21 protein-coding genes are annotated in these 17649 nt (G+C 41.2%); 6 read left to right on the forward strand and 15 right to left on the reverse strand.

Features of this window, described 5'->3' with window-relative positions:
• Positions 1-133 precede the first annotated feature (133 nt).
• The 5 genes from QM738_RS09390 to QM738_RS09410 form a co-directional block, all read right to left on the reverse strand.
• Positions 134-700 carry a hypothetical protein gene (locus QM738_RS09390; RefSeq protein ID WP_462276430.1) on the reverse strand — a complete coding sequence of 189 codons (567 nt, stop codon included), beginning with the start codon at positions 698-700 and terminating at the stop codon, positions 134-136.
• Between the two features lie 313 nt (positions 701-1013).
• Positions 1014-2417, reverse strand: coding sequence for an MBL fold metallo-hydrolase (locus QM738_RS09395; protein WP_462276431.1), 1404 nt, complete (start codon positions 2415-2417; stop codon positions 1014-1016).
• Between the two features lie 80 nt (positions 2418-2497).
• On the reverse strand, positions 2498-2851 hold the full coding sequence (locus tag QM738_RS09400) for an ArsR/SmtB family transcription factor (RefSeq protein WP_462276432.1): 354 nt from the start codon (positions 2849-2851) through the stop codon (positions 2498-2500).
• 127 nt (positions 2852-2978) lie between these two features.
• A complete protein-coding gene (tsaB, locus tag QM738_RS09405; protein WP_462276433.1) occupies positions 2979-3647 on the reverse strand; it encodes a tRNA (adenosine(37)-N6)-threonylcarbamoyltransferase complex dimerization subunit type 1 TsaB in 669 nt (222 codons plus the stop codon).
• Positions 3644-4255: a 3-hydroxyacyl-CoA dehydrogenase family protein gene (locus QM738_RS09410; protein WP_462276434.1), complete on the reverse strand. Its 612-nt coding sequence runs from the start codon at positions 4253-4255 to the stop codon at positions 3644-3646. Before QM738_RS09410 ends, tsaB begins: the two co-directional genes overlap by 4 nt.
• Before the next feature lie 68 nt (positions 4256-4323).
• On the opposite strand from QM738_RS09410, the gene QM738_RS09415 reads away from it, so the two are divergent.
• Positions 4324-4704, forward strand: coding sequence for a RidA family protein (locus QM738_RS09415; RefSeq protein ID WP_462276435.1), 381 nt, complete (start codon positions 4324-4326; stop codon positions 4702-4704).
• Positions 4705-4710: 6 nt separating this feature from the next.
• Here QM738_RS09415 and QM738_RS09420 read toward each other — a convergent pair whose 3' ends face one another.
• On the reverse strand, positions 4711-5223 hold the full coding sequence (locus tag QM738_RS09420) for a hypothetical protein (protein ID WP_462276436.1): 513 nt from the start codon (positions 5221-5223) through the stop codon (positions 4711-4713).
• Positions 5224-5268: 45 nt separating this feature from the next.
• Between QM738_RS09420 and QM738_RS09425 the strand changes: the two genes are divergently transcribed.
• From QM738_RS09425 to QM738_RS09435, 3 genes are all read left to right on the forward strand, one after another.
• Complete coding sequence (locus QM738_RS09425; RefSeq protein WP_462276437.1) at positions 5269-6201, forward strand: NAD(P)-dependent oxidoreductase; 933 nt, start codon at positions 5269-5271, stop codon at positions 6199-6201.
• Between the two features lie 84 nt (positions 6202-6285).
• Positions 6286-6759, forward strand: a complete 474-nt coding sequence (greA, locus tag QM738_RS09430) for a transcription elongation factor GreA (RefSeq protein WP_462276438.1) — start codon at positions 6286-6288, stop codon at positions 6757-6759.
• 76 nt (positions 6760-6835) lie between these two features.
• Positions 6836-7225 carry an HIT family protein gene (locus QM738_RS09435; RefSeq protein WP_462276439.1) on the forward strand — a complete coding sequence of 130 codons (390 nt, stop codon included), beginning with the start codon at positions 6836-6838 and terminating at the stop codon, positions 7223-7225.
• Between the two features lie 73 nt (positions 7226-7298).
• On the opposite strand, the gene QM738_RS09440 is transcribed toward QM738_RS09435, so the two are convergent.
• The 3 genes from QM738_RS09440 to ruvC form a co-directional block, all read right to left on the reverse strand.
• Entirely contained in the window at positions 7299-7985 is a 687-nt protein-coding gene (locus QM738_RS09440) for a response regulator transcription factor (protein WP_462276440.1), read from the reverse strand.
• Between the two features lie 10 nt (positions 7986-7995).
• A complete protein-coding gene (locus tag QM738_RS09445; protein ID WP_462276441.1) occupies positions 7996-9267 on the reverse strand; it encodes a sensor histidine kinase in 1272 nt (423 codons plus the stop codon).
• Between the two features lie 186 nt (positions 9268-9453).
• Positions 9454-10023 (reverse strand): crossover junction endodeoxyribonuclease RuvC, encoded by a 570-nt coding sequence (gene ruvC / locus QM738_RS09450; protein WP_462276442.1) that lies wholly within the window; start codon positions 10021-10023, stop codon positions 9454-9456.
• 43 nt (positions 10024-10066) lie between these two features.
• Between ruvC and QM738_RS09455 the strand changes: the two genes are divergently transcribed.
• Positions 10067-11047: a lysylphosphatidylglycerol synthase domain-containing protein gene (locus QM738_RS09455; RefSeq protein ID WP_462276443.1), complete on the forward strand. Its 981-nt coding sequence runs from the start codon at positions 10067-10069 to the stop codon at positions 11045-11047.
• Positions 11048-11061: 14 nt separating this feature from the next.
• Positions 11062-11844, forward strand: a complete 783-nt coding sequence (locus QM738_RS09460; protein ID WP_462276444.1) for a DUF3108 domain-containing protein — start codon at positions 11062-11064, stop codon at positions 11842-11844.
• Here the strand turns inward: QM738_RS09460 and QM738_RS09465 are convergent, their stop codons facing one another.
• The 6 genes from QM738_RS09465 to QM738_RS09490 all read right to left on the reverse strand — a co-directional run bounded on the left by QM738_RS09465 (position 11845) and on the right by QM738_RS09490 (position 17401).
• Positions 11845-12756 (reverse strand): MBL fold metallo-hydrolase, encoded by a 912-nt coding sequence (locus QM738_RS09465; RefSeq protein ID WP_462276445.1) that lies wholly within the window; start codon positions 12754-12756, stop codon positions 11845-11847.
• 6 nt (positions 12757-12762) lie between these two features.
• The gene (locus tag QM738_RS09470) at positions 12763-13785 is read right to left on the reverse strand and encodes a TraB/GumN family protein (protein ID WP_462276446.1); all 1023 of its coding nucleotides are present in this window, start codon (positions 13783-13785) and stop codon (positions 12763-12765) included.
• Between the two features lie 27 nt (positions 13786-13812).
• Entirely contained in the window at positions 13813-15273 is a 1461-nt protein-coding gene (locus tag QM738_RS09475; protein WP_462276447.1) for an MFS transporter, read from the reverse strand.
• 66 nt (positions 15274-15339) lie between these two features.
• A complete protein-coding gene (locus tag QM738_RS09480; protein ID WP_462276448.1) occupies positions 15340-16131 on the reverse strand; it encodes an undecaprenyl-diphosphate phosphatase in 792 nt (263 codons plus the stop codon).
• 78 nt (positions 16132-16209) lie between these two features.
• On the reverse strand, positions 16210-16500 hold the full coding sequence (locus QM738_RS09485) for a DUF3098 domain-containing protein (RefSeq protein WP_462276449.1): 291 nt from the start codon (positions 16498-16500) through the stop codon (positions 16210-16212).
• Positions 16501-16522: 22 nt separating this feature from the next.
• Positions 16523-17401 (reverse strand): cell division protein FtsX, encoded by an 879-nt coding sequence (locus QM738_RS09490; protein ID WP_462276450.1) that lies wholly within the window; start codon positions 17399-17401, stop codon positions 16523-16525.
• Positions 17402-17649: the final 248 nt, after the last annotated feature.

Raw genomic sequence — 17649 nt, forward strand, 5'->3', positions numbered from 1 at the left:
TATTTCTATGAGTAAAGCGTGCTTTTTTGCTGCTTTTGCATCCCTGGGTTTAAAAAATTACCGGGGAATAGGGTAAGTGTAAAAAATGCTGCATAAAAATACATCGGAGAATAATGCAGCGTGGAAAGGGATATCAATTTCCATTATACATATCCATCAACAACAGCATACTTTTTAATGTTTCAGCTTCAACCTTAAAAGGAATATTGATTTTAAGGAATATCTTATCCGCTTTTTCTTTATCAGGAAAAAGTTCATGAAATTTTTCCAGTACAGCGCTGTTATCAGCAAATGCATTTTCCAGTACTTCATAACGGGCGATCACAAAAGTATTTTTTTCTTTTTCAATTACATAGTGACGGGCGTAATCAGCGGTAGCATGGCCGGGAGTATAGGTATCGACATAATAGAAATACAAATTCACTTTTCCTTTTCTTATCCTTGTGATATCATCTCCAATTGTTGGAAAATAAACACAATACCAATCTTCTGTTTGAAAAGTAATAATATCCTGTTTCTTTTTGCGTGAATATCTTACACCATCAATAGCAATGTACTCTGACGTTTTAAAATAACGGGGAGGGAATTTTAATTTGGTCCCGCTATGTTTTACACTGTCACTTGTTATAACGAATACCTCGGTATCGTTTTCTTTTCCTTTTAGATAGTCCTCGTCTGTGATCTTGCCCTGGGCAAACATACTGACGCTGCAGGATAGTATAAAGCAGGTGATGATAAGGCCGTAGAAGGATTCTCATAAAATTGGTTTAAGGTTAAAGGAGAAAATCAAAACGGGTATAGTATGATACGATTTTTACTCTCCCAAAATAATAAACTGCTTTTGTAAAAGCAATACCAAGTGAGATATTTTTAAAAATTTTAAAGAGAAGTGACTGCAAATAGTACAAAGTGAAAGCAGGGAAGGGATAACAGCTGATTTGAATCTGGCGCATAAAAAATCCCCGGCAATTACCGGGGATCAATTTATCAATAAAACAATTCATCAATTCCAATCAATTCAACACACTCGCATCCTTATCAATCACAATTCCTTTCTCTTCTTTGATCTTGCCCCAGCCGCCCAGTACATTGCGCAGGTTATGTACGCCCTGGCGTTTGATTAACGAAGAAGCGATCACGCTACGGTAACCACCGGCGCAATGGATGTAGAGATTCTGATTGTCTTCAAAGCCGGCAATGTTGGCGATATCGGTCATTTCATTCAAAGGAATATTCTGGGCGCCTTTAACATGGCCATCAGCAAATTCTGTTTCCCTTCTTACATCCACTACTACTAAATGATCGTCGTGCGGAATATCCATGGCCAGTTCATCGGCTTCAATATTGATGATCATGTCGGTCTTTTCGCCGATTGCTTTCCAGGCTTCGTAACCGCCTTTTAAATAGCCCTGCATCTTATCGAAGCCTACCCTGGATAAACGGATCACCGTTTCTTCTTCCATACCGGGTTCGGTTACCAGTATCATGGGTTTATCAAAAGGCAATAAACTGCCGGCCCATTCTGCAAAGCGGCCTTCCAGGCCAATGAAAATGCTGCCGGGTACAAAACCCTGCGTGAAAATATCAGCATGACGGGTATCCAATACTAATACATCTTCCTCTATTAATTTTTTAAAATCAGCAATGCTTAAAGCTGTAAGTCCTTTTTGCTTTACATCATCCAGGCTGTCGTAACCCTTCATGTTTATTTCTGCGTTTACTGCAAAATATTTGGGTGCTTCCGTTAAACCATCGGTTACCGCTTTAATAAAATCCTCCCGGGTTTGTGGTTGCAGTGCATAGTTACCTTGCTTTTCTTCGGCAATGGTGCTGTAAGTGTTCGGACTTAAATTTTTTCCGCAGCTGCTGCCGGCGCCGTGCGCAGGATACACAATGATATCATCGGCCAACGGCAATATTTTATTTTGAATAGTATCGTACATGATACCCGCCAGTTCTTCGCTGGTCATGTTGCCGCTGCTCAGGTCGGGACGACCCACATCGCCAACAAATAACGTATCGCCGGTAAAGATGGCGTGCGGTTTATCGTTCTCATCGCTTAATAAATAACAAGTGCTTTCCAGCGTATGACCTGGTGTATGCAACACTTCAAAACTTATTTTACCCAGCTTAAAACGCTCACCGTCTTTGGCGGTATAACTTTTAAAATCGGTAACGGCATTGGGTCCGTAAATGATGGGAGCGCCGGTTTGTTTGGCAAGGTCTAAATGCCCGCTTACAAAGTCGGCATGAAAATGCGTTTCAAAAATATATTTGATGCCGGCATTTCTTTCTTTGGCCAAAGCAATATAATCTTCGGTATCTCTCAAAGGGTCAATAATGGCTACTTCTCCCTCACTTTCAATATAATAAGCCGCCTCGCTGAGGCACCCGGTATATAATTGCTTAATGAACATAGAATAATTATTTAGTACAAAGGTAAAATAAAAAAGCGTCCCGAAATTGACGGGACGCTTCACTTGACACTTATAACATGTTAACCAACTAATTGTTTAACAAAAGTGTCTATTTCTTCTATACGTTTAAAATTAACTGCATAGTAAATAAATTTACCATCACGCTGGGTAGAAACAATACCGGCTTTTCTTAAAATAGCCAGGTGTTGCGATGCAACGGATTGTTCTAAACGTAAGCGTACATAAATCTCTGTAACAGTAATCTTTTTCTCTTCTTCGATCAGTTTCAATAATTGCTGGCGAAGTTTGTGATTTAATGCTCTTAAAACGAGGGCCGCTTTTTTCAGGGCATGATAATCCACATTAATAGAAGATTCGGACGAGGGTTTGGAAGTCGGCAAAACAGACTCCGCTGATTGGGTTGCAACCATCATAAGACTTTAAATTTTAATTATGCTTGAACAATATTTGAACGCATAAATATACAAATTATTGCTTATGCAACTAATTTATAGCCATATTTTAACTAAAAAAATGCCTTTTACAGGTAAAAGCAATCTTTTATATTTTATCCTGGAATTCTTTAAGATAGAACGGTTCGCTGTAAGCGAGATCGGCAAACTGCTGCCGGGTAAAATATTGATGGGATAAATGAGCCATGGCCGCCGCTGCATTGGAAACTGTTGCAAATGAAGCATTTTGATGTTGACATACCTGCTGCCACTTAGCGGCACCGTTGCCGAAGAATACAATACTGTGTTCCTGCAGCAATTGTTTGAATGAATCTTCCGTCAGTACCATTGCACAGGGATCCAATACTGCATTCAACGAATGGTCGTAAACTGCTGTAAATACTTCCATTCTCCTGGCGTCTATCATGGGGCATAGTAACGTACCCGGAGTATCGTTCTGCAGTAAGATACCGTTAGCCAATATCTCTAAAGTATTAAGCGTGATCAATGGTTTATTCAATGCATAACAGATACCTTTTGCACCGGACATGCCTACACGCAAACCGGTATACGATCCCGGGCCTGCAGCAACTGCTACAGCGGCAATATCACTTAGATGAATGCCTGTTTCCTGTGCCAACTGCCGCACAGCCACCTGCAAAAATGCTGCATGGTCTTTTTGCGATGCGTTGCTTTGCGACGCAATGATCAACCCTTTGTCTGCAATGCTTACAAAGGCGGTTTCTGTTGCGGTGTCGATATTTAATAAAAGGCTCATGAATTATTTTGTGTTGCCGCCAGTGCAGGCGCAGGTAAATAGCGTGTGTCCGTAATTGTTAGTTGTTGCAAAAGCAAAAAAATATTTTTTATACCGATCTTTTCTGCCCATTCAAAAGGGCCGTAAGGATAATTGGTGCCCAGCTTCATAGCGGTATCAATATCGGCTTTGGTGCTTACGGCATCGCCCAATGCAAAATAAGCTTCGTTGATGATCATGGCTATGATACGGGCCGCTATAAATCCCGGTTCATCTTTTACAGGGCTGATACGTTTATTCATTTTTTCCAGTATTAGCCTGCTGTTATCATCGGGTGAACCGGCAATTTCCCAAACGGGTCTTTGTAAAAATCCACTCCAGCCATTGATGCGCAATACATTCGATGGTGCATTTAATTGCTGCAACGTTTTGATAACACTGTTGATGAATACGGGTTTAGTAGTGCCTGTAAGATCATACTCCGGGTTTTCATCCAGTAATAAAAAAGCAGCTGCGCCGGGATGATCTGTAAATGAAAAAGGCGCCCCGGCTTTTATCCATTCAATACCGGTATCGGCAGTATTCAATACTTCCCATTCATTACCCTTATCAACTACAACGATCTGCATGTACGATTTTTTGCAAAAATAGGTGGTTACAAAAAGATATATTTGCATTCCAATAAATAAAATAGGATATGGCTAAAAAAATAATCAATACTACGAATGCTCCGGCGCCTATTGGTCCGTATAACCAGGCTGTGCAAACGGGCAACCTGCTTTTTATTTCCGGCCAGGTGGCTTTGATACCGGGCACCAATGACCTGGCAATGGCTTCTATTGCTGAAGAAACACACCAGGTAATGAAAAACCTCCAGGCCATACTTACAGAAGCTTCGGCGGATTTCAGCAACGTGGTGAAGACCACCATTTTTTTAAGCGATATGAACCTGTTTGCACAGGTGAACGAGATCTATGGACAGTATTTCAGCAGCGACTTCCCTGCAAGGGAAACCGTGGCTGTAAAAACATTGCCTAAAAATGTGAACGTGGAGATAAGTATGATCGCTGCAGTATAAGGATTGCTATAATTCAGGTAATGTATTGATGGTGCATTGCATCACCGGCCTTTGATCTTTGGGCACCAGTACAATGATATTGGTTTTAAGTGTTTCGCCATTGCGGAAAATATAACCGGCCTTTACAGCTTTGGTCACATCCTTTCCGTTTTCCTGCACTTTAGCATTGATATAAAAGTCACGTGCTTTTACACTGCCGCTTTTGGCGGTCAATCTTTTACCATTGGCGTTGGTGCAGTTAAAGCTGGCGAGTAAGTTATTTTGTTCGGAAGATAATACTGAAGTCCGGTCGGTATACAATTTGGTACAGCCGCTTTTATTGGTAACGTAGAGGGTGATCTCGAAACGGTTGTATTCTTCCTCCTTTACACTTTTTACCTGTTCATTTTTTATATAATAACCATATTCCATGCCGTCAACAGTTTCCGGCTTTTTTTCTTCCAGGTCGGTTATTTGTGCAAAGGAACACAGCGAACAAAACAGGATCGCTGCTGTTAAAAAAGAAGTTTTGGTAAACATGATGGCGCTTTAATTTTACAGGTAAGATAAAAACAATTCAGCAGAATGGAGCACGAAAAAAAGGTGATAATAACCGCTAAAGTACATCAATACCTTATTGATACACTCGAAAAAAGAGGGTACAGGGTATTGTACCAGCCTGCTGTTACTTATGATGAACTGGCAGCGCAGATAGGTGAAGCAGAAGGGCTGGTGGTTACCACAAGATTATCGATCGATAAAAATATACTCGATAAAGCGGGCCGGTTAAAATGGATCGGCCGCCTGGGCAGTGGTATGGAATTAATTGATGTGGAGTATGCTGCATCCAAAAACATACAATGTGTAAGCAGTCCTGAGGGCAACCGTAATGCAGTGGCTGAACATGCTACCGGTATGCTGCTGGGCCTGCTGAATAAAATACCTTCCAGCTTTAATGAAGTAAAAAACGGCGAGTGGATAAGAGATGCCAACCGTGGCACAGAGTTGAGCGGCAAAACGGTGGGCATTGTTGGCTATGGTAATACCGGCAGCAGCTTTGCAAAAATATTATCGTCGTTCAATGTAACGGTGCTGGCGTACGATAAATATAAATTTGGTTTTGGTAAAGATTATATCAAGGAAGCCAACCTGGAACAGATCGGCCGCTATGCAGATGTGATCAGTTTTCATTTGCCTTTAACAGAAGAAACAAGGCATATTGCCAATGATGATTTCTTTAACAGCCTGCAGCAAAAACCCATCATCATTAATACTTCCCGTGGCAAGGTGGTGGATACTGCCGCATTGATAAGGGCCCTGCAAAATAACCGCATATCAGGCGCTGCACTAGATGTACTGGAGAATGAAAAGATACCCCAACTTTCACCCGCAGAGCAGGAACAACTGCGTTTTTTGACCAGCCAGCTCAACGTGATCGTAACACCACACATTGCAGGTTATTCGCACGAAGCTTTTTACAAAATGAGCGCCGTGATACTGGAAAAACTGGGTATTTAAAATTTTTACTATTTTTGCAATATATGCAACGCCTTAGTCGACCTGGGGCGTTGTATTTTTTTTCTCTTTACTAAAAAGAAATGTATGAGTACCACTAATTATGTAACAAAAGAAACCTTTGAAAAAATGAAGGAAGAGCTGCACGTGATGAAGAGCGTGGAAAGACCTGCAGCAAGTAAGGCTATTGCAGAAGCCCGTGAAAAAGGTGACTTGAAAGAAAACGCAGAGTATGATGCGGCCAAGGAAGCACAGGGCATGCTGGAAGCAAAAATAAAATACCTGGAAGGCGTTATTGCCACTGCACGTATACTGGATGAGACCAATATTGATACCAGCAAAGTAAGTATTCTTACCAAGGTATCGCTTACCAACCTGGGCACTAAAAAGCAAGTGACCTACCAGATCGTTTCTGAAAAAGAAGCCGATCTTAAACTGGGCAAGATCTCCGTTACTTCGCCAATCGGCAAAGGTTTGCTGGGCAAAGTGGTGGGCGACCTCGTGGATGTGCAGGTACCTGCAGGAACTTTAAAATTCAAGATCGAGGATATTTCTATCTAAGTGTTCACGATATTTTTTTGAAGCCCATTCATTGTTGAATGGGCTTTTTCTATTGTACCTTTAGCAAAACATTTGTATGACCATTTTTTCAAGAATCATTGCAGGCCAGATACCTTGTTATAAAATTGCAGAAGATGAAAAATTCTTTGCCTTTTTAGATATAGAACCATTGGTGAAAGGGCATGTACTGGTGGTACCTAAAATTGAAGTGGACAAACTATTTGATGTGCCGGATGATTACCTGGCGGGCATGCTGGTGTTTGCAAAACCCATTGCACATGCTATTGAAAAGTCGTTTAACTGCAACCGTTGCGGCATCAGCGTGGTGGGGCTGGAAGTGCCGCACGCACATGTGCACCTGCTGCCCATCAATTCGGCCAACGATCTGAACTTTACAAAGGGCAAAACAAAAACAACACCCGAAGAGCTAAAAGCAGTACAGGAAAAAATATTAAGCAATCTTTAATGGCACGAATTCTTGCGAATTACACGAATTGCTTTTATTAGTGTAATTCGTAAAAATTCGTGTAATACTGTATCTAATTTATCTGCAGGCGAAAACCAACCCCGTGAATAGTTTCTAATGATATAGAAGGATCGGGTTTTAAATACTTACGCAATTTGGTAATGAACACATCCATACTCCTGCCTAAAAAATAATCATCCTTGCCCCATACGTTGCGCAGTAATTCTTCTCTTTTTAATATCTTATTTAAGTGCAGTACAAAAAATTTCAGCAGGTCGGCTTCCCGCTGTGTAAGCGATGTGGTGCCGCTGTCACTGTATATTTTTAATTCGTTGTAAGCAAAACGTAAAGCACCCAACTTGTATTCTTCCACCGCATCTGATTTTAATTTTTTGGTGCGGCGTAAAAAAACATCCATGCGCATCAGTAATTCCTGCATGCTGAATGGCTTGGTGATATAATCATCAGCACCGGTTTGAAATCCTTTCAGTTTATCTTCTTCCAGGCTTTTGGCAGTAAGGAATATCACGGGTATCACATCACTTTGCTGCCGTATCTTTTTTGCCAGCGAAAAACCATCCCTTACCGGCATATTGATGTCGAGCAAACAGATATCAAATTCTTTTTTCTGAAATTTTTGCCAGGCGCTTTCTCCGTCGGTGCAGTGTGTAACTTCAAAGCCTGCATCCTGCAGGTTGTCTTTAATAACAAAGCTGAGTGAAAGATCATCTTCTGCCAGTAGTACTTTTGCCTTGCTCATTATAAAAATTTTAATTCATTGCTATTTTTATGGTAAAGATACTGCCGGTACCGGGCAGGCTCTTTACTTCAATTTTTCCATTGTGTGCGTCGATCACTTTCTTTACAAAATTCAGGCCCAGTCCAAAACCTTTGGCAGTATGTAATTCGCCTTCGGTAACACGAAAAAACCGGTCGAATATTTTTTTCTGGTTTTCTGCGCTGATGCCGATACCATTATCTTTTATGGAAATGCAGCAATCATTTGCTTCAGTATAAGTAGATATTTGTATCTGCGGCTGGGAGGCATACTTAATGGCATTTTCAATAAGGTTGATAAAGGTGAGCAGCATGTAATACCTGTCGGCATTGATGATATTGTTTCCTTCTGCAAAAGAAGTAGTGATGACCGCATTCTTTTGTTCCACCAATGGATGCAGGTCGGCAATAGCTTGCTGTAGTAAAACCGTTACATCAAATCTTTCTTTTTCCAGCGGCAGTGTATTGCTATCGGTATAGGCAATTTCCAAAAGCCTTTGTGTTTGTGATTGCAAATGCGTGGTCTGTTCATCAATGATAGCCGCATAGTTTTTCAGCTTATCCGGCTTTTCTGAAATGTTGGGTTGCTGTAACACTTCGGCTGCTATCTTAATAACCGCCAATGGTGTTTTAAATTCATGCGTAAAATTATTTACAAAATCCTTTTGTGTTTCATTGAGGAATTTTTGCCGGTACAGGTAAAATATACTGGCGCCGAATGCGATCAATACCAGCAGCAATAATCCACCTGATGCCATCCAGAAATACATCTGTTTTAAAATATACTCGCCGCGGTGCGGAAAATATAAAGCGATATAGGAATAATCTCTTTTTAAAACAGGGTTGGAAGTTTTTTTGTCAACCGTGTGATAAGCATCCGGCAGGTCGATATATTGCTCGTATATGTAGGCATTCTTTTCGTGGCTGTAGATAGCAGCTTCGCAATCGGTGTACACATCAAAATCGGTGAATTCCGCTTTCAGGTTCAGCCAAAGACTATCCAGATTGGGTGTGCAGTCTATGCGAAGTATATAAAGATCAGGTTTGGGATTTTCCACTACTTTCTGCACATTATCACTTACATCATTCACCAGCTGCATGTCGCGGTAAAGGTTACGGATGCTTTTGGATACATTGATGTTGAATTGCTTTTCTTCCAGCAGGTATACCTTCTGCAACCAGAACAACTGTACGCCAATAATGATGGTTACCAGCACCGTACTGATCAGGATCACGAACCGCAGTGTTTTTGAACGAATGACCATCTGGCAAAGTTACGGGTTTGGCAAAAGTTATAGATTTAAAGAGAATGGGGTTAACAGATTGTTTACACGTAAGAGTTGCGGGTTGTTTTTGTTGCGGGTTTTTGATCGTTTGCGAGTATTAGAAATGCTTTCCGCTAACGATCAAAAACCCGTAACCCGCAACTCGCAACAAAAACAACCCGTAACTTATATTTTCTTAACCCTTCCCGGATTCTGTGCGATGAACGCCTCCCAGTCTTTTAATTTTTTACCGGCAACGGCTTTAGGAGTTTTCTGCTGAAAATGATGACAGACTGCAACGGCCAGCGCATCAGTGGCATCAAAATGTTTGGGATCGTCTTTAAAACTTAATAACTGCTGCAGCATTTTCATTACCTGTTCTTTGCCTGCATTACCATTGCCTGTTACAGATTGTTTTACTTTTTTGGGCGAATATTCTGTTACTTCGATACCATGGCGCATAGCTGCTGCAATAGCCACACCCTGCGCCCGGCCCAGCTTGAGCATACTCTGTACGTTCTTGCCAAAAAAGGGCGCTTCAATGGCAAATGTATCAGGCTTGTACTTCGTAATCAACCCGCTTACATTATCAAAGATCAGCTGCAATTTTTTGTAGGTATCCTTTACTTTACCGGGTTGCAATACCCCCATTTCCAGTAGGGATACTTTATTATGCTCCACTTTTATCAAACCATAGCCCATGATAATTGTGCCGGGATCGATACCTAAAATAATGGATGGTTTTGCCTGTGGCACACTAAAAGTTTTTTGAGTTTGATAATTGAACTAACATTGTGTATTGAACAAAAATATTAAAATATTAATCAACTATTTTTTAGGACCTGTATTATTAATTGTACTTTGTTACAGTTTATACAGGCAGTTGCTGCAGCAGCAGGACCTGGCCATACGCTGGCAACAGGTAAAACACAGCTGGCAACAGCCTCTTTTTTTTGTAGTGTGTTTACTGATGTTGGTAAACTGGGGCATTGAAGCAAGAAAGTGGCAGGTGCTGGTATTGCATGTACAGGATTTTTCTTTCGGGCGGGCATTCAAATCGGTTTTATCAGGTTGCAGTATTACCATGCTTACGCCCAACCGCATTGGCGAATATGGCGGCAGGATATTGTTTATAAAAGAAGAGCACCGCATCAAAGCTATTTCGCTGAATATTGTAGGCAGCATCAGTCAATTGCTGGTAACCATGATAATGGGTTGCGCCGGTTTGATTTTTTTAAGGTTTTTTTCACACAGCGGACGCAGCGCATTAAGCGTTTTACCAGACTTTTGGAACAACATACTGATCTATTTCAGCATTAGCGGAACAGTATTGCTCTTTTTATTTTACATACGCCTGGGCTGGTTGGTAAGCTTAATGGAAAAATTAACAGCATTTAATAAAATTGTAAAACACATACAGGTGCTGGACGAATTTTCGGCAAGCCAATTGCTTAGGATACTGTCACTGTCGTTGTTGCGTTACCTGGTGTTTGTATTACAATACGTGTTGTTATTGCGGGTAATGGAGGTGCATATTGAAGCAGGGTTGAGTTTTTGGCTGATATCAGTTTTTTACCTGCTGATGGCAGTGGCGCCCACGATAGGGTTTTTAGAACTGCCGGTAAGGGCAAAGGCGAGTGTGGAACTGATGAAACTGTACAGCACCAATACGCTGGGTATAGAGTCGGCAGCGCTGGCAATATGGCTCATCAACCTGGTAGTACCGGCATTAATCGGGAGTTTATTAATTTTAGGTATTAAAATAGTAAAAGAAAAATGATCAATCACTTTAAATTGGGTTTACTGATTTTAAGTATTTGCGGGCTGGGCTTTACGTCGGGTAACGACGATTTTTGCGGCACAAAGAATACTGCTTTTAAAGAAGATGAAGTGGTGGTGATGAAAGTATATTACAGTGCGCTGGGCGCTTATATCGGCGCCGGCGAAGCAACGTTTACCACTACACTGGAACGGTATAATGGCAAACCGGTGTATCACTGCGTGGGAGATGGCAAGACCTATTCTTTCTTTGATAATTTTTTTAAGGTGAGGGACCGTTATGAAAGTTATATTGATACCAATAACCTGGTGCCTTACAAATTCATCCGCAACGTAGATGAAGGTGGATATAAAAAATACAACAATGTAACTTTTAACCAGAGCGCCGGTACAGCCGTAAGTACCAATGGTGTTTTTAAAGTTACCAATTGCATACAGGATGTGGTGAGCGCTGTGTATTATGCCCGCAATATTGATTTCAATAAATACAAGGTGGATGATAAGATACCTTTTGATATGTTCCTGGATGATGAGGTATTTCATTTATACATCCGCTATATGGGCAAGGAAAAGATCAAAACTCGCTACGGAAAATTCAACGCTATAAAAATAAAACCGCTGCTGATAAAAGGAACCATTTTTGAAGGCGGCGAAAAAATGAACGCATGGATCAGCGACGATCCCAATCATTTATTATTGAGGGTGGAAAGCCCTATTGCCGTGGGCAGTATTAAAGTGGATATGATGGGCTACCGCAATTTGCGTTATCCATTAAGTTCGCTCATCAGTGTAAAATAATCACACTTCACTCAACTTAAAAACATCTTTGTGGCGAATGCCCTTTTCGGTCATTTGTAAATTGCAGCATTCATTTACGGGATCGTGTTCAAAGAACAGGATATAATTATTGGCCATTGCTTCGTCAAAGAAGACCTTTTTTTCATTCAGCGTGGTTAGCGGAAACATATCGTATCCCATTACATAAGGCAGTGGTATATGTGCAGTGGAAGGCAACAGATCTGCCATGTATACGATGGTTTTATCCTTATAAGTTATTTTAGGCAGCATCATAGCGCCCGTATGGCCGTTTACGGTGAGGAAGGAAACGTGAGACGTGAGTCGTGAATCGTGAGTGGTGAGTGGTGAATGGTGAGTGGAGGACCCTGCTGCTTCCAGGTTGCTACTCACGACTGACGACTCACCACTCACGTTAAAGAATTGCAATTGCCCGCTTGCTTCTATCGGTAAGATATTCTCTTTTAAAAAACTTGCTTTCTCTCTTTCGTTGGGTTGTGTGGCCCATTGCCAGTGTATTGGATTGCTCCAGTAAACCGCATTCTTAAATGCAGGTACTAATTTATCGCCTTCACGAACAATACTGCCACCGCAATGATCAAAATGTAAGTGCGTTAAAAAAACATCCGTAACATCATCTTTGCTGAAACCATGTTTTGCCAATGATCTTTCTAATGTATCATCACCATGCAGGTAATAATGTCCAAAGAATTTTGCATCCTGCTTATCGCCCATACCATTATCCACCAGTATCAATTTGTTACCGTCTTCAATCAGCAAACAACGCAGGGCCCAGCTGCACATATTATTCTCATCGGCAGGGTTCAGTTTGTTCCAGATGCTTTTGGGCACCACGCCGAACATGGCGCCGCCATCCAGTTTAAAATAGCCTGCGTTTACCGTATATAATTTCATAGCCTGTTAGTTTTTTGTTTTAGATTTTGCCGGTGCGCCTATAAGTGCGCCGGGTTTTATCTGCACGTCCTCTTTTATTTCTTCCATTCTTTCTTTGGGCGCATCATTCCAGTTCATACTCTTGTCGAGCTTATTCATTGTGCCCTTCAGCATTTTTGTTACTATGGTAACAGAATAAGTTTTATTGGAGAAAACCGGTGTAAGTGTTAATCCTTTTGCTCTTAAAAGCGCAATGATACCATGGCTGCCCAGCAGGTGGCCACAACCCACTGCAAAAAAGGCGGTCTTGTTTTTCGTGATATTGTACATCGAATCTGCCATACCGATATTGCGGTCATCGAATAATACTTTACGGTAGTTCGCATTCAATCCTTCGATAAGATTGCTCAAAGAATCAAATTGCCGGTGAATATAAAAATTAGTGAGGTCAGCGGTAAGCCTGATGTCTTCATCAAATAATAAAGTAGTATCCCGCAGGCGGGCATCAATAATTTTATACAACATGTCTACCTGCAATACAAAAGTTTCCAGCCCACGTCCCTGTTTGCCCAGGTTAACTGCATAAGCAGCCAATGCAATATCCAGCGGTTTTACGCCGGGGTCGGGTTTCATATAATCATCCAGGAGACTTTGCCCGAATTGACTGAATTCATCTACATTTTCGGGATTGAGGTGTTTATCGTATTTCCTGTTGATGGCATTGATCATCCTTTTCCAGCCCGCAGTGGTCTTCACCGAATCCATGTAGTGGAGTTTCGAGTCAAAGAAATCGTTGTTCTTACTCATCTCCTTGTACATATTCTGGTAATCGAGTTCGCCATAAAAATAATCGGTGTTCATAATGGCCCTGTACACAGAATCAGTAACCGGCATAAATTTTTCCTGGGGCAAATGAATGGTGCCAAAAAGATAAGATACCTGTTTATTGGCAGGGTTGCTGATACGCCATAAAAAAGTATTGTTTTGTTGTGCATTTACTGCAACAGCAAGCAGGCAAAATAAAATAGTATAAAGAAAATGTTTTTTCATGGGTAAAGTTTTATGAAAAGGAAACGATCATGCCTGTGTACTCAGCTGTTTTTGTTTAGACGATGCAGCCAGTAACCAAACAAGGCCCAATCCAAAAAATATGATCAGTGACAATACTGAATTTTTCATACTGCCGGTTAACTCTTCAATGAAACCGAAAGAGAACATGCCGATCACAATTGCGATCTTTTCTGTAAGATCATAATAGCTGAAATAAGAAGCGGTATCAGTTGTTTCGGGCATGAGTTTGGAATAAGTGGAACGGCTTAATGATTGTATACCGCCCATTACTAATCCCACGGCTACCGCCAACCCGTAAAAACCATACTCAATAGGCGCCTGCAATGGAGCCACTTCTTTTTTTATCACCTCCATTGCAGCTTCTTTTTCTTTTATTACCGGGGAGTTGGCTGTTAAAGAAGCATCCGCATCTTTTAAAGTGGTTTCTTCGTTCTTTATTACATCTATCTTGTCAAAATAAACTTTTAACGGTTCGGCTTTGCCAGCAATGGTAAAAGCGGCCACACAGATCAATATCCAGAACAATACCACACCCATCAACACTTTCAGGTTACCGAATTTTGAAGAAAGCTTCGACATCATTATAGCACCAATGATAGCTACCAGCTGAATGATCACTACCGTAATGATCAGCTTGGTATCATCCAGGTGCAACAGTTTACTGCCAAATAAAGTAGCGGCAAGCATTACGGTTTGTACACCCATGCTGTAAAAAAAGAAACCTCTTAAATATCTTTTCAGCACCGGCATCAGCTTTACCTGCTGGTATATTTTTTTCATTTCTGAAAAACCTTCCGTAAATATGCTGGCGCCTTTTTTATGTGCTGATGCCTGGCCGCTAGGTAACCTGCTGAAAGTTATTTGTGCAAAGCCAAACCACCACAAGCCAACCAGTAAAAAAGTGATACGGGAAGCAAGTCCCTGGTTTTCGCTCATGATGATGACGAGTGCAAAACCAATGATCTGCAGCAATACGCTCCCGATATATCCATAGGTATATCCTTTTGCGCTGATCCTGTCCCTGTCTTCAGGTGCAGCTAATTCGGGCAGGTAAGCGTTATAAAAAACGAGACTACCTACATAACCCATTGCTGCCAGCATAAAGCATACAATACCGTACCCTACATTTTCGCCCTGGAATAAAAACAACCCGCTGCAACCAATAGAACCCATGTAGGTAAAAAAGCGCGTGAAATTTTTCTTATTGCCTTTTATATCGGCAATAGATGTAAGTATTGGATAACTTAACGCTATGATGAAATAAGCAACGCCAAGGGTATAATCGTATAATGCAGAGTTCTCGAACTTTCTGCCCAGGAAACTGATCTGTTCGCTTTTAAATGCCGCCTTGGTTGCCGATGTAAAGTATATAGGAAAGAAGGTGGTGGTGATCACTAAATTATAAACGCTGTTGGCCCAGTCGAACATAGCCCAGCCATTGATCACTTTTTTGGAAGCTGTTTGCATGCTGATTAATTAAGGATGAAAAATTAATCATTAAAAATTAAATCGCAACGGAAATTTACCGTAAGCTTATTGTATGATGCCTTTCCATATCAGCAGCAGCAAAACGGCACCTACTATAATGCGGTACCAGCCCCAGATGGTAAAGCCGTATTTTTTTACAAATCCTATAAAGAATTTAATGGCGAGCATGGCCACCACAAATGCCACTATATTACCAATGGCCAGTTGCTTTATTTCGCTACCGGTAAATCCACCACTTTGTTTGTAATACTTGAATAGCTTATAACCGGTAGCTGCCAACATAGTAGGCACGGCTAAAAAGAAAGAGAATTCTGCTGCGGCGCTGCGGGTCAGCTTTTGCTGCATACCGCCAACGATAGAAGCGGCGCTGCGGCTTACACCGGGTATCATAGCAATACATTGCCAAACACCTATTGTAACTGCTTTGCTGTAAGAAACTTTTTCTTCTGTATCCACCACGGGATTTTTAAATGCCTTATCTATGAATAATAAGATGATGCCACCCACCAGCATAGAAATAGCTACGGTCAAAGAACTTTCCAGCAGGGTGTCAATTTTATCGGAGAATAATTTACCCAGTACCAGCGCCGGTATCACTGCCGCGGCAAGTTTTATATAGAACTGCCATCTTTTAAAATCGAAGAACTTTTTATAATACAGCACCACCACCGCCAGTATGGCACCTAACTGTATGGCTACCGTAAACACTTTTACAAAATCTGTTTCGGTCATACCCAGCGCTTTTTCGGTAATGATCATGTGGCCTGTAGAAGAAATGGGCAGGAACTCGGTGAGTCCTTCCACTATCGCAATAATGATTGATTGTAAAGTATCCATGCAATTGGTTTTGAAAACGTAAAATAAAAAATGCGAAGCAAAACTTCGCAAAAACTATTCATTATTAACTATCAGTTATTAATTACTCTTCGGTTTTTTCATGATCGCAAATATTTCTATCAGCAATCCGCCAATAATGAGTATCGGGGCAATCGTGATCCTCCTGGTGCTGTATACTTCATCAGGATTAAAAACTTTTGGATCAGCGCTTTTACCTCCCGACATTAAAAGAAATCCTAGCGCCATTACCACCAGGCCGATCACCATCCACATATAATTATCTTTAGTGAACAGGTTCACATTGCTGGTACTGTTTTTTGTATTAGTAGTGGCTGCTGTTGCTTCTGCCGTTTTTTTTGTAGTTGCCATAATTGGTTATTGAAGTGCAATATTAGTATAAATCATCCAATTTCATTCGCAGGTATTTGATCACCGCCCTGTGGGTGCTTACCAGCGTAATGGTAATGCCCAGCGCAATAATGCTGAGGAACAGCAGGATAAGGCTTTTGTTATCCCTTAAAACCTTGAACTGGGGCTGGAAGGATTCCACCAGTATCACCACGGCCCATATCATTGCTATGGCAATGCACGAAGCGATCAAACCATTGATGATAGCCCTTACATTGATGGGTTTGGCAATGAACCACCGGGTGGCCCCCACCATCTGCATGGTCTTTATTAAAAAACGGTTGCTGTACATGGCCAGGCGGATGGTATTATCGATGGAGAATATCACCAGTATGGTAAGTATGATGGCCGCCACCAAAGTGCCTATGAACACATATTTTACAAAATCGCCCACCTTGGTCACAATTTCGTCGGGGAATTTATATTCCGAGATAGCACCGGGAAAATTGCTTTCTATGGTGGAAGAAATGGCCCTTAAACTGTCTCGCTGCACATGATCGGCCGTAACAAAAAAGTCAATGCTTTCCGGCAGCGGGTTGCTTTTGATGAACTGGCGCCAGGTAGTATCATTATCAGCCTCAAATTTCTGGATGGCCTTTTCCCGGGTAACATATTCCGTACTTTTTACGTAAGGTAGGGCTGCAATATAATTCTTTACACTATCGATCTTTTTTGGCGTGGCGTCCCTGTTCAGGAAGCACTGCACCTGTATATTTTCTTTAAAATAGTCGCCTGTTTTACGCAGGTTCAGGAAAAACCAGCCCACAAGACCAAATAAAAACAATACCAGCGACACACCAATAATGGCATAGGCATAAGTTGGTTTACCTCTTTTGCTGCTTGCTTTTCCGAATTGAGACATACTTGCTTTTAGTTTATTTAATGGTTGTAAGTACCCGGCAGCCGCCTGTACAGTTGATCAGCAGAACGCAAATTAATTCAATTTGACTGTATTGCGTTATTTTTGCTGTCCACAAAACGACTGCCTGCCTTATTTATTTTTATGGATGGAGCGGATATGGGGTGAACGGGGGTTAAATAACTTTTCTTTCACATTTTTGAGAGAAAATATAAAAAGAAAAAACCAATAAATACATACTGTTTAGGAGT

This window comes from Ferruginibacter sp., from assembly GCF_049840995.1.
Taxonomy (GTDB): Bacteria; Bacteroidota; Bacteroidia; order Chitinophagales; family Chitinophagaceae; genus Ferruginibacter.

Bases quoted from the DNA above. Each gene is read 5' to 3' on its own strand.
- QM738_RS09410 (WP_462276434.1), bottom strand. From the start codon at position 4,255: ATGCAGATCGTTGTAGTTGATAAGGGTAATGAATGGGAAGTATTGAAT.
- QM738_RS09485 (WP_462276449.1), bottom strand. From the start codon at position 16,500: ATGGCAACTACAAAAAAAACGGCAGAAGCAACAGCAGCCACTACTAAT.
- QM738_RS09490 (WP_462276450.1), bottom strand. From the start codon at position 17,401: ATGTCTCAATTCGGAAAAGCAAGCAGCAAAAGAGGTAAACCAACTTAT.
- QM738_RS09440 (WP_462276440.1), bottom strand. From the start codon at position 7,985: ATGAGCAAGGCAAAAGTACTACTGGCAGAAGATGATCTTTCACTCAGC.
- QM738_RS09395 (WP_462276431.1), bottom strand. From the start codon at position 2,417: ATGTTCATTAAGCAATTATATACCGGGTGCCTCAGCGAGGCGGCTTAT.
- tsaB (WP_462276433.1), bottom strand. From the start codon at position 3,647: ATGAGCCTTTTATTAAATATCGACACCGCAACAGAAACCGCCTTTGTA.
- QM738_RS09465 (WP_462276445.1), bottom strand. From the start codon at position 12,756: ATGAAATTATATACGGTAAACGCAGGCTATTTTAAACTGGATGGCGGC.
- QM738_RS09445 (WP_462276441.1), bottom strand. From the start codon at position 9,267: ATGGTCATTCGTTCAAAAACACTGCGGTTCGTGATCCTGATCAGTACG.
- QM738_RS09400 (WP_462276432.1), bottom strand. From the start codon at position 2,851: ATGATGGTTGCAACCCAATCAGCGGAGTCTGTTTTGCCGACTTCCAAA.
- QM738_RS09425 (WP_462276437.1), top strand. From the start codon at position 5,269: ATGGAGCACGAAAAAAAGGTGATAATAACCGCTAAAGTACATCAATAC.
- QM738_RS09390 (WP_462276430.1), bottom strand. From the start codon at position 700: ATGTTTGCCCAGGGCAAGATCACAGACGAGGACTATCTAAAAGGAAAA.
- QM738_RS09415 (WP_462276435.1), top strand. From the start codon at position 4,324: ATGGCTAAAAAAATAATCAATACTACGAATGCTCCGGCGCCTATTGGT.
- QM738_RS09475 (WP_462276447.1), bottom strand. From the start codon at position 15,273: ATGCAAACAGCTTCCAAAAAAGTGATCAATGGCTGGGCTATGTTCGAC.
- QM738_RS09470 (WP_462276446.1), bottom strand. From the start codon at position 13,785: ATGAAAAAACATTTTCTTTATACTATTTTATTTTGCCTGCTTGCTGTT.
- greA (WP_462276438.1), top strand. From the start codon at position 6,286: ATGAGTACCACTAATTATGTAACAAAAGAAACCTTTGAAAAAATGAAG.
- QM738_RS09435 (WP_462276439.1), top strand. From the start codon at position 6,836: ATGACCATTTTTTCAAGAATCATTGCAGGCCAGATACCTTGTTATAAA.
- QM738_RS09420 (WP_462276436.1), bottom strand. From the start codon at position 5,223: ATGTTTACCAAAACTTCTTTTTTAACAGCAGCGATCCTGTTTTGTTCG.
- QM738_RS09480 (WP_462276448.1), bottom strand. From the start codon at position 16,131: ATGGATACTTTACAATCAATCATTATTGCGATAGTGGAAGGACTCACC.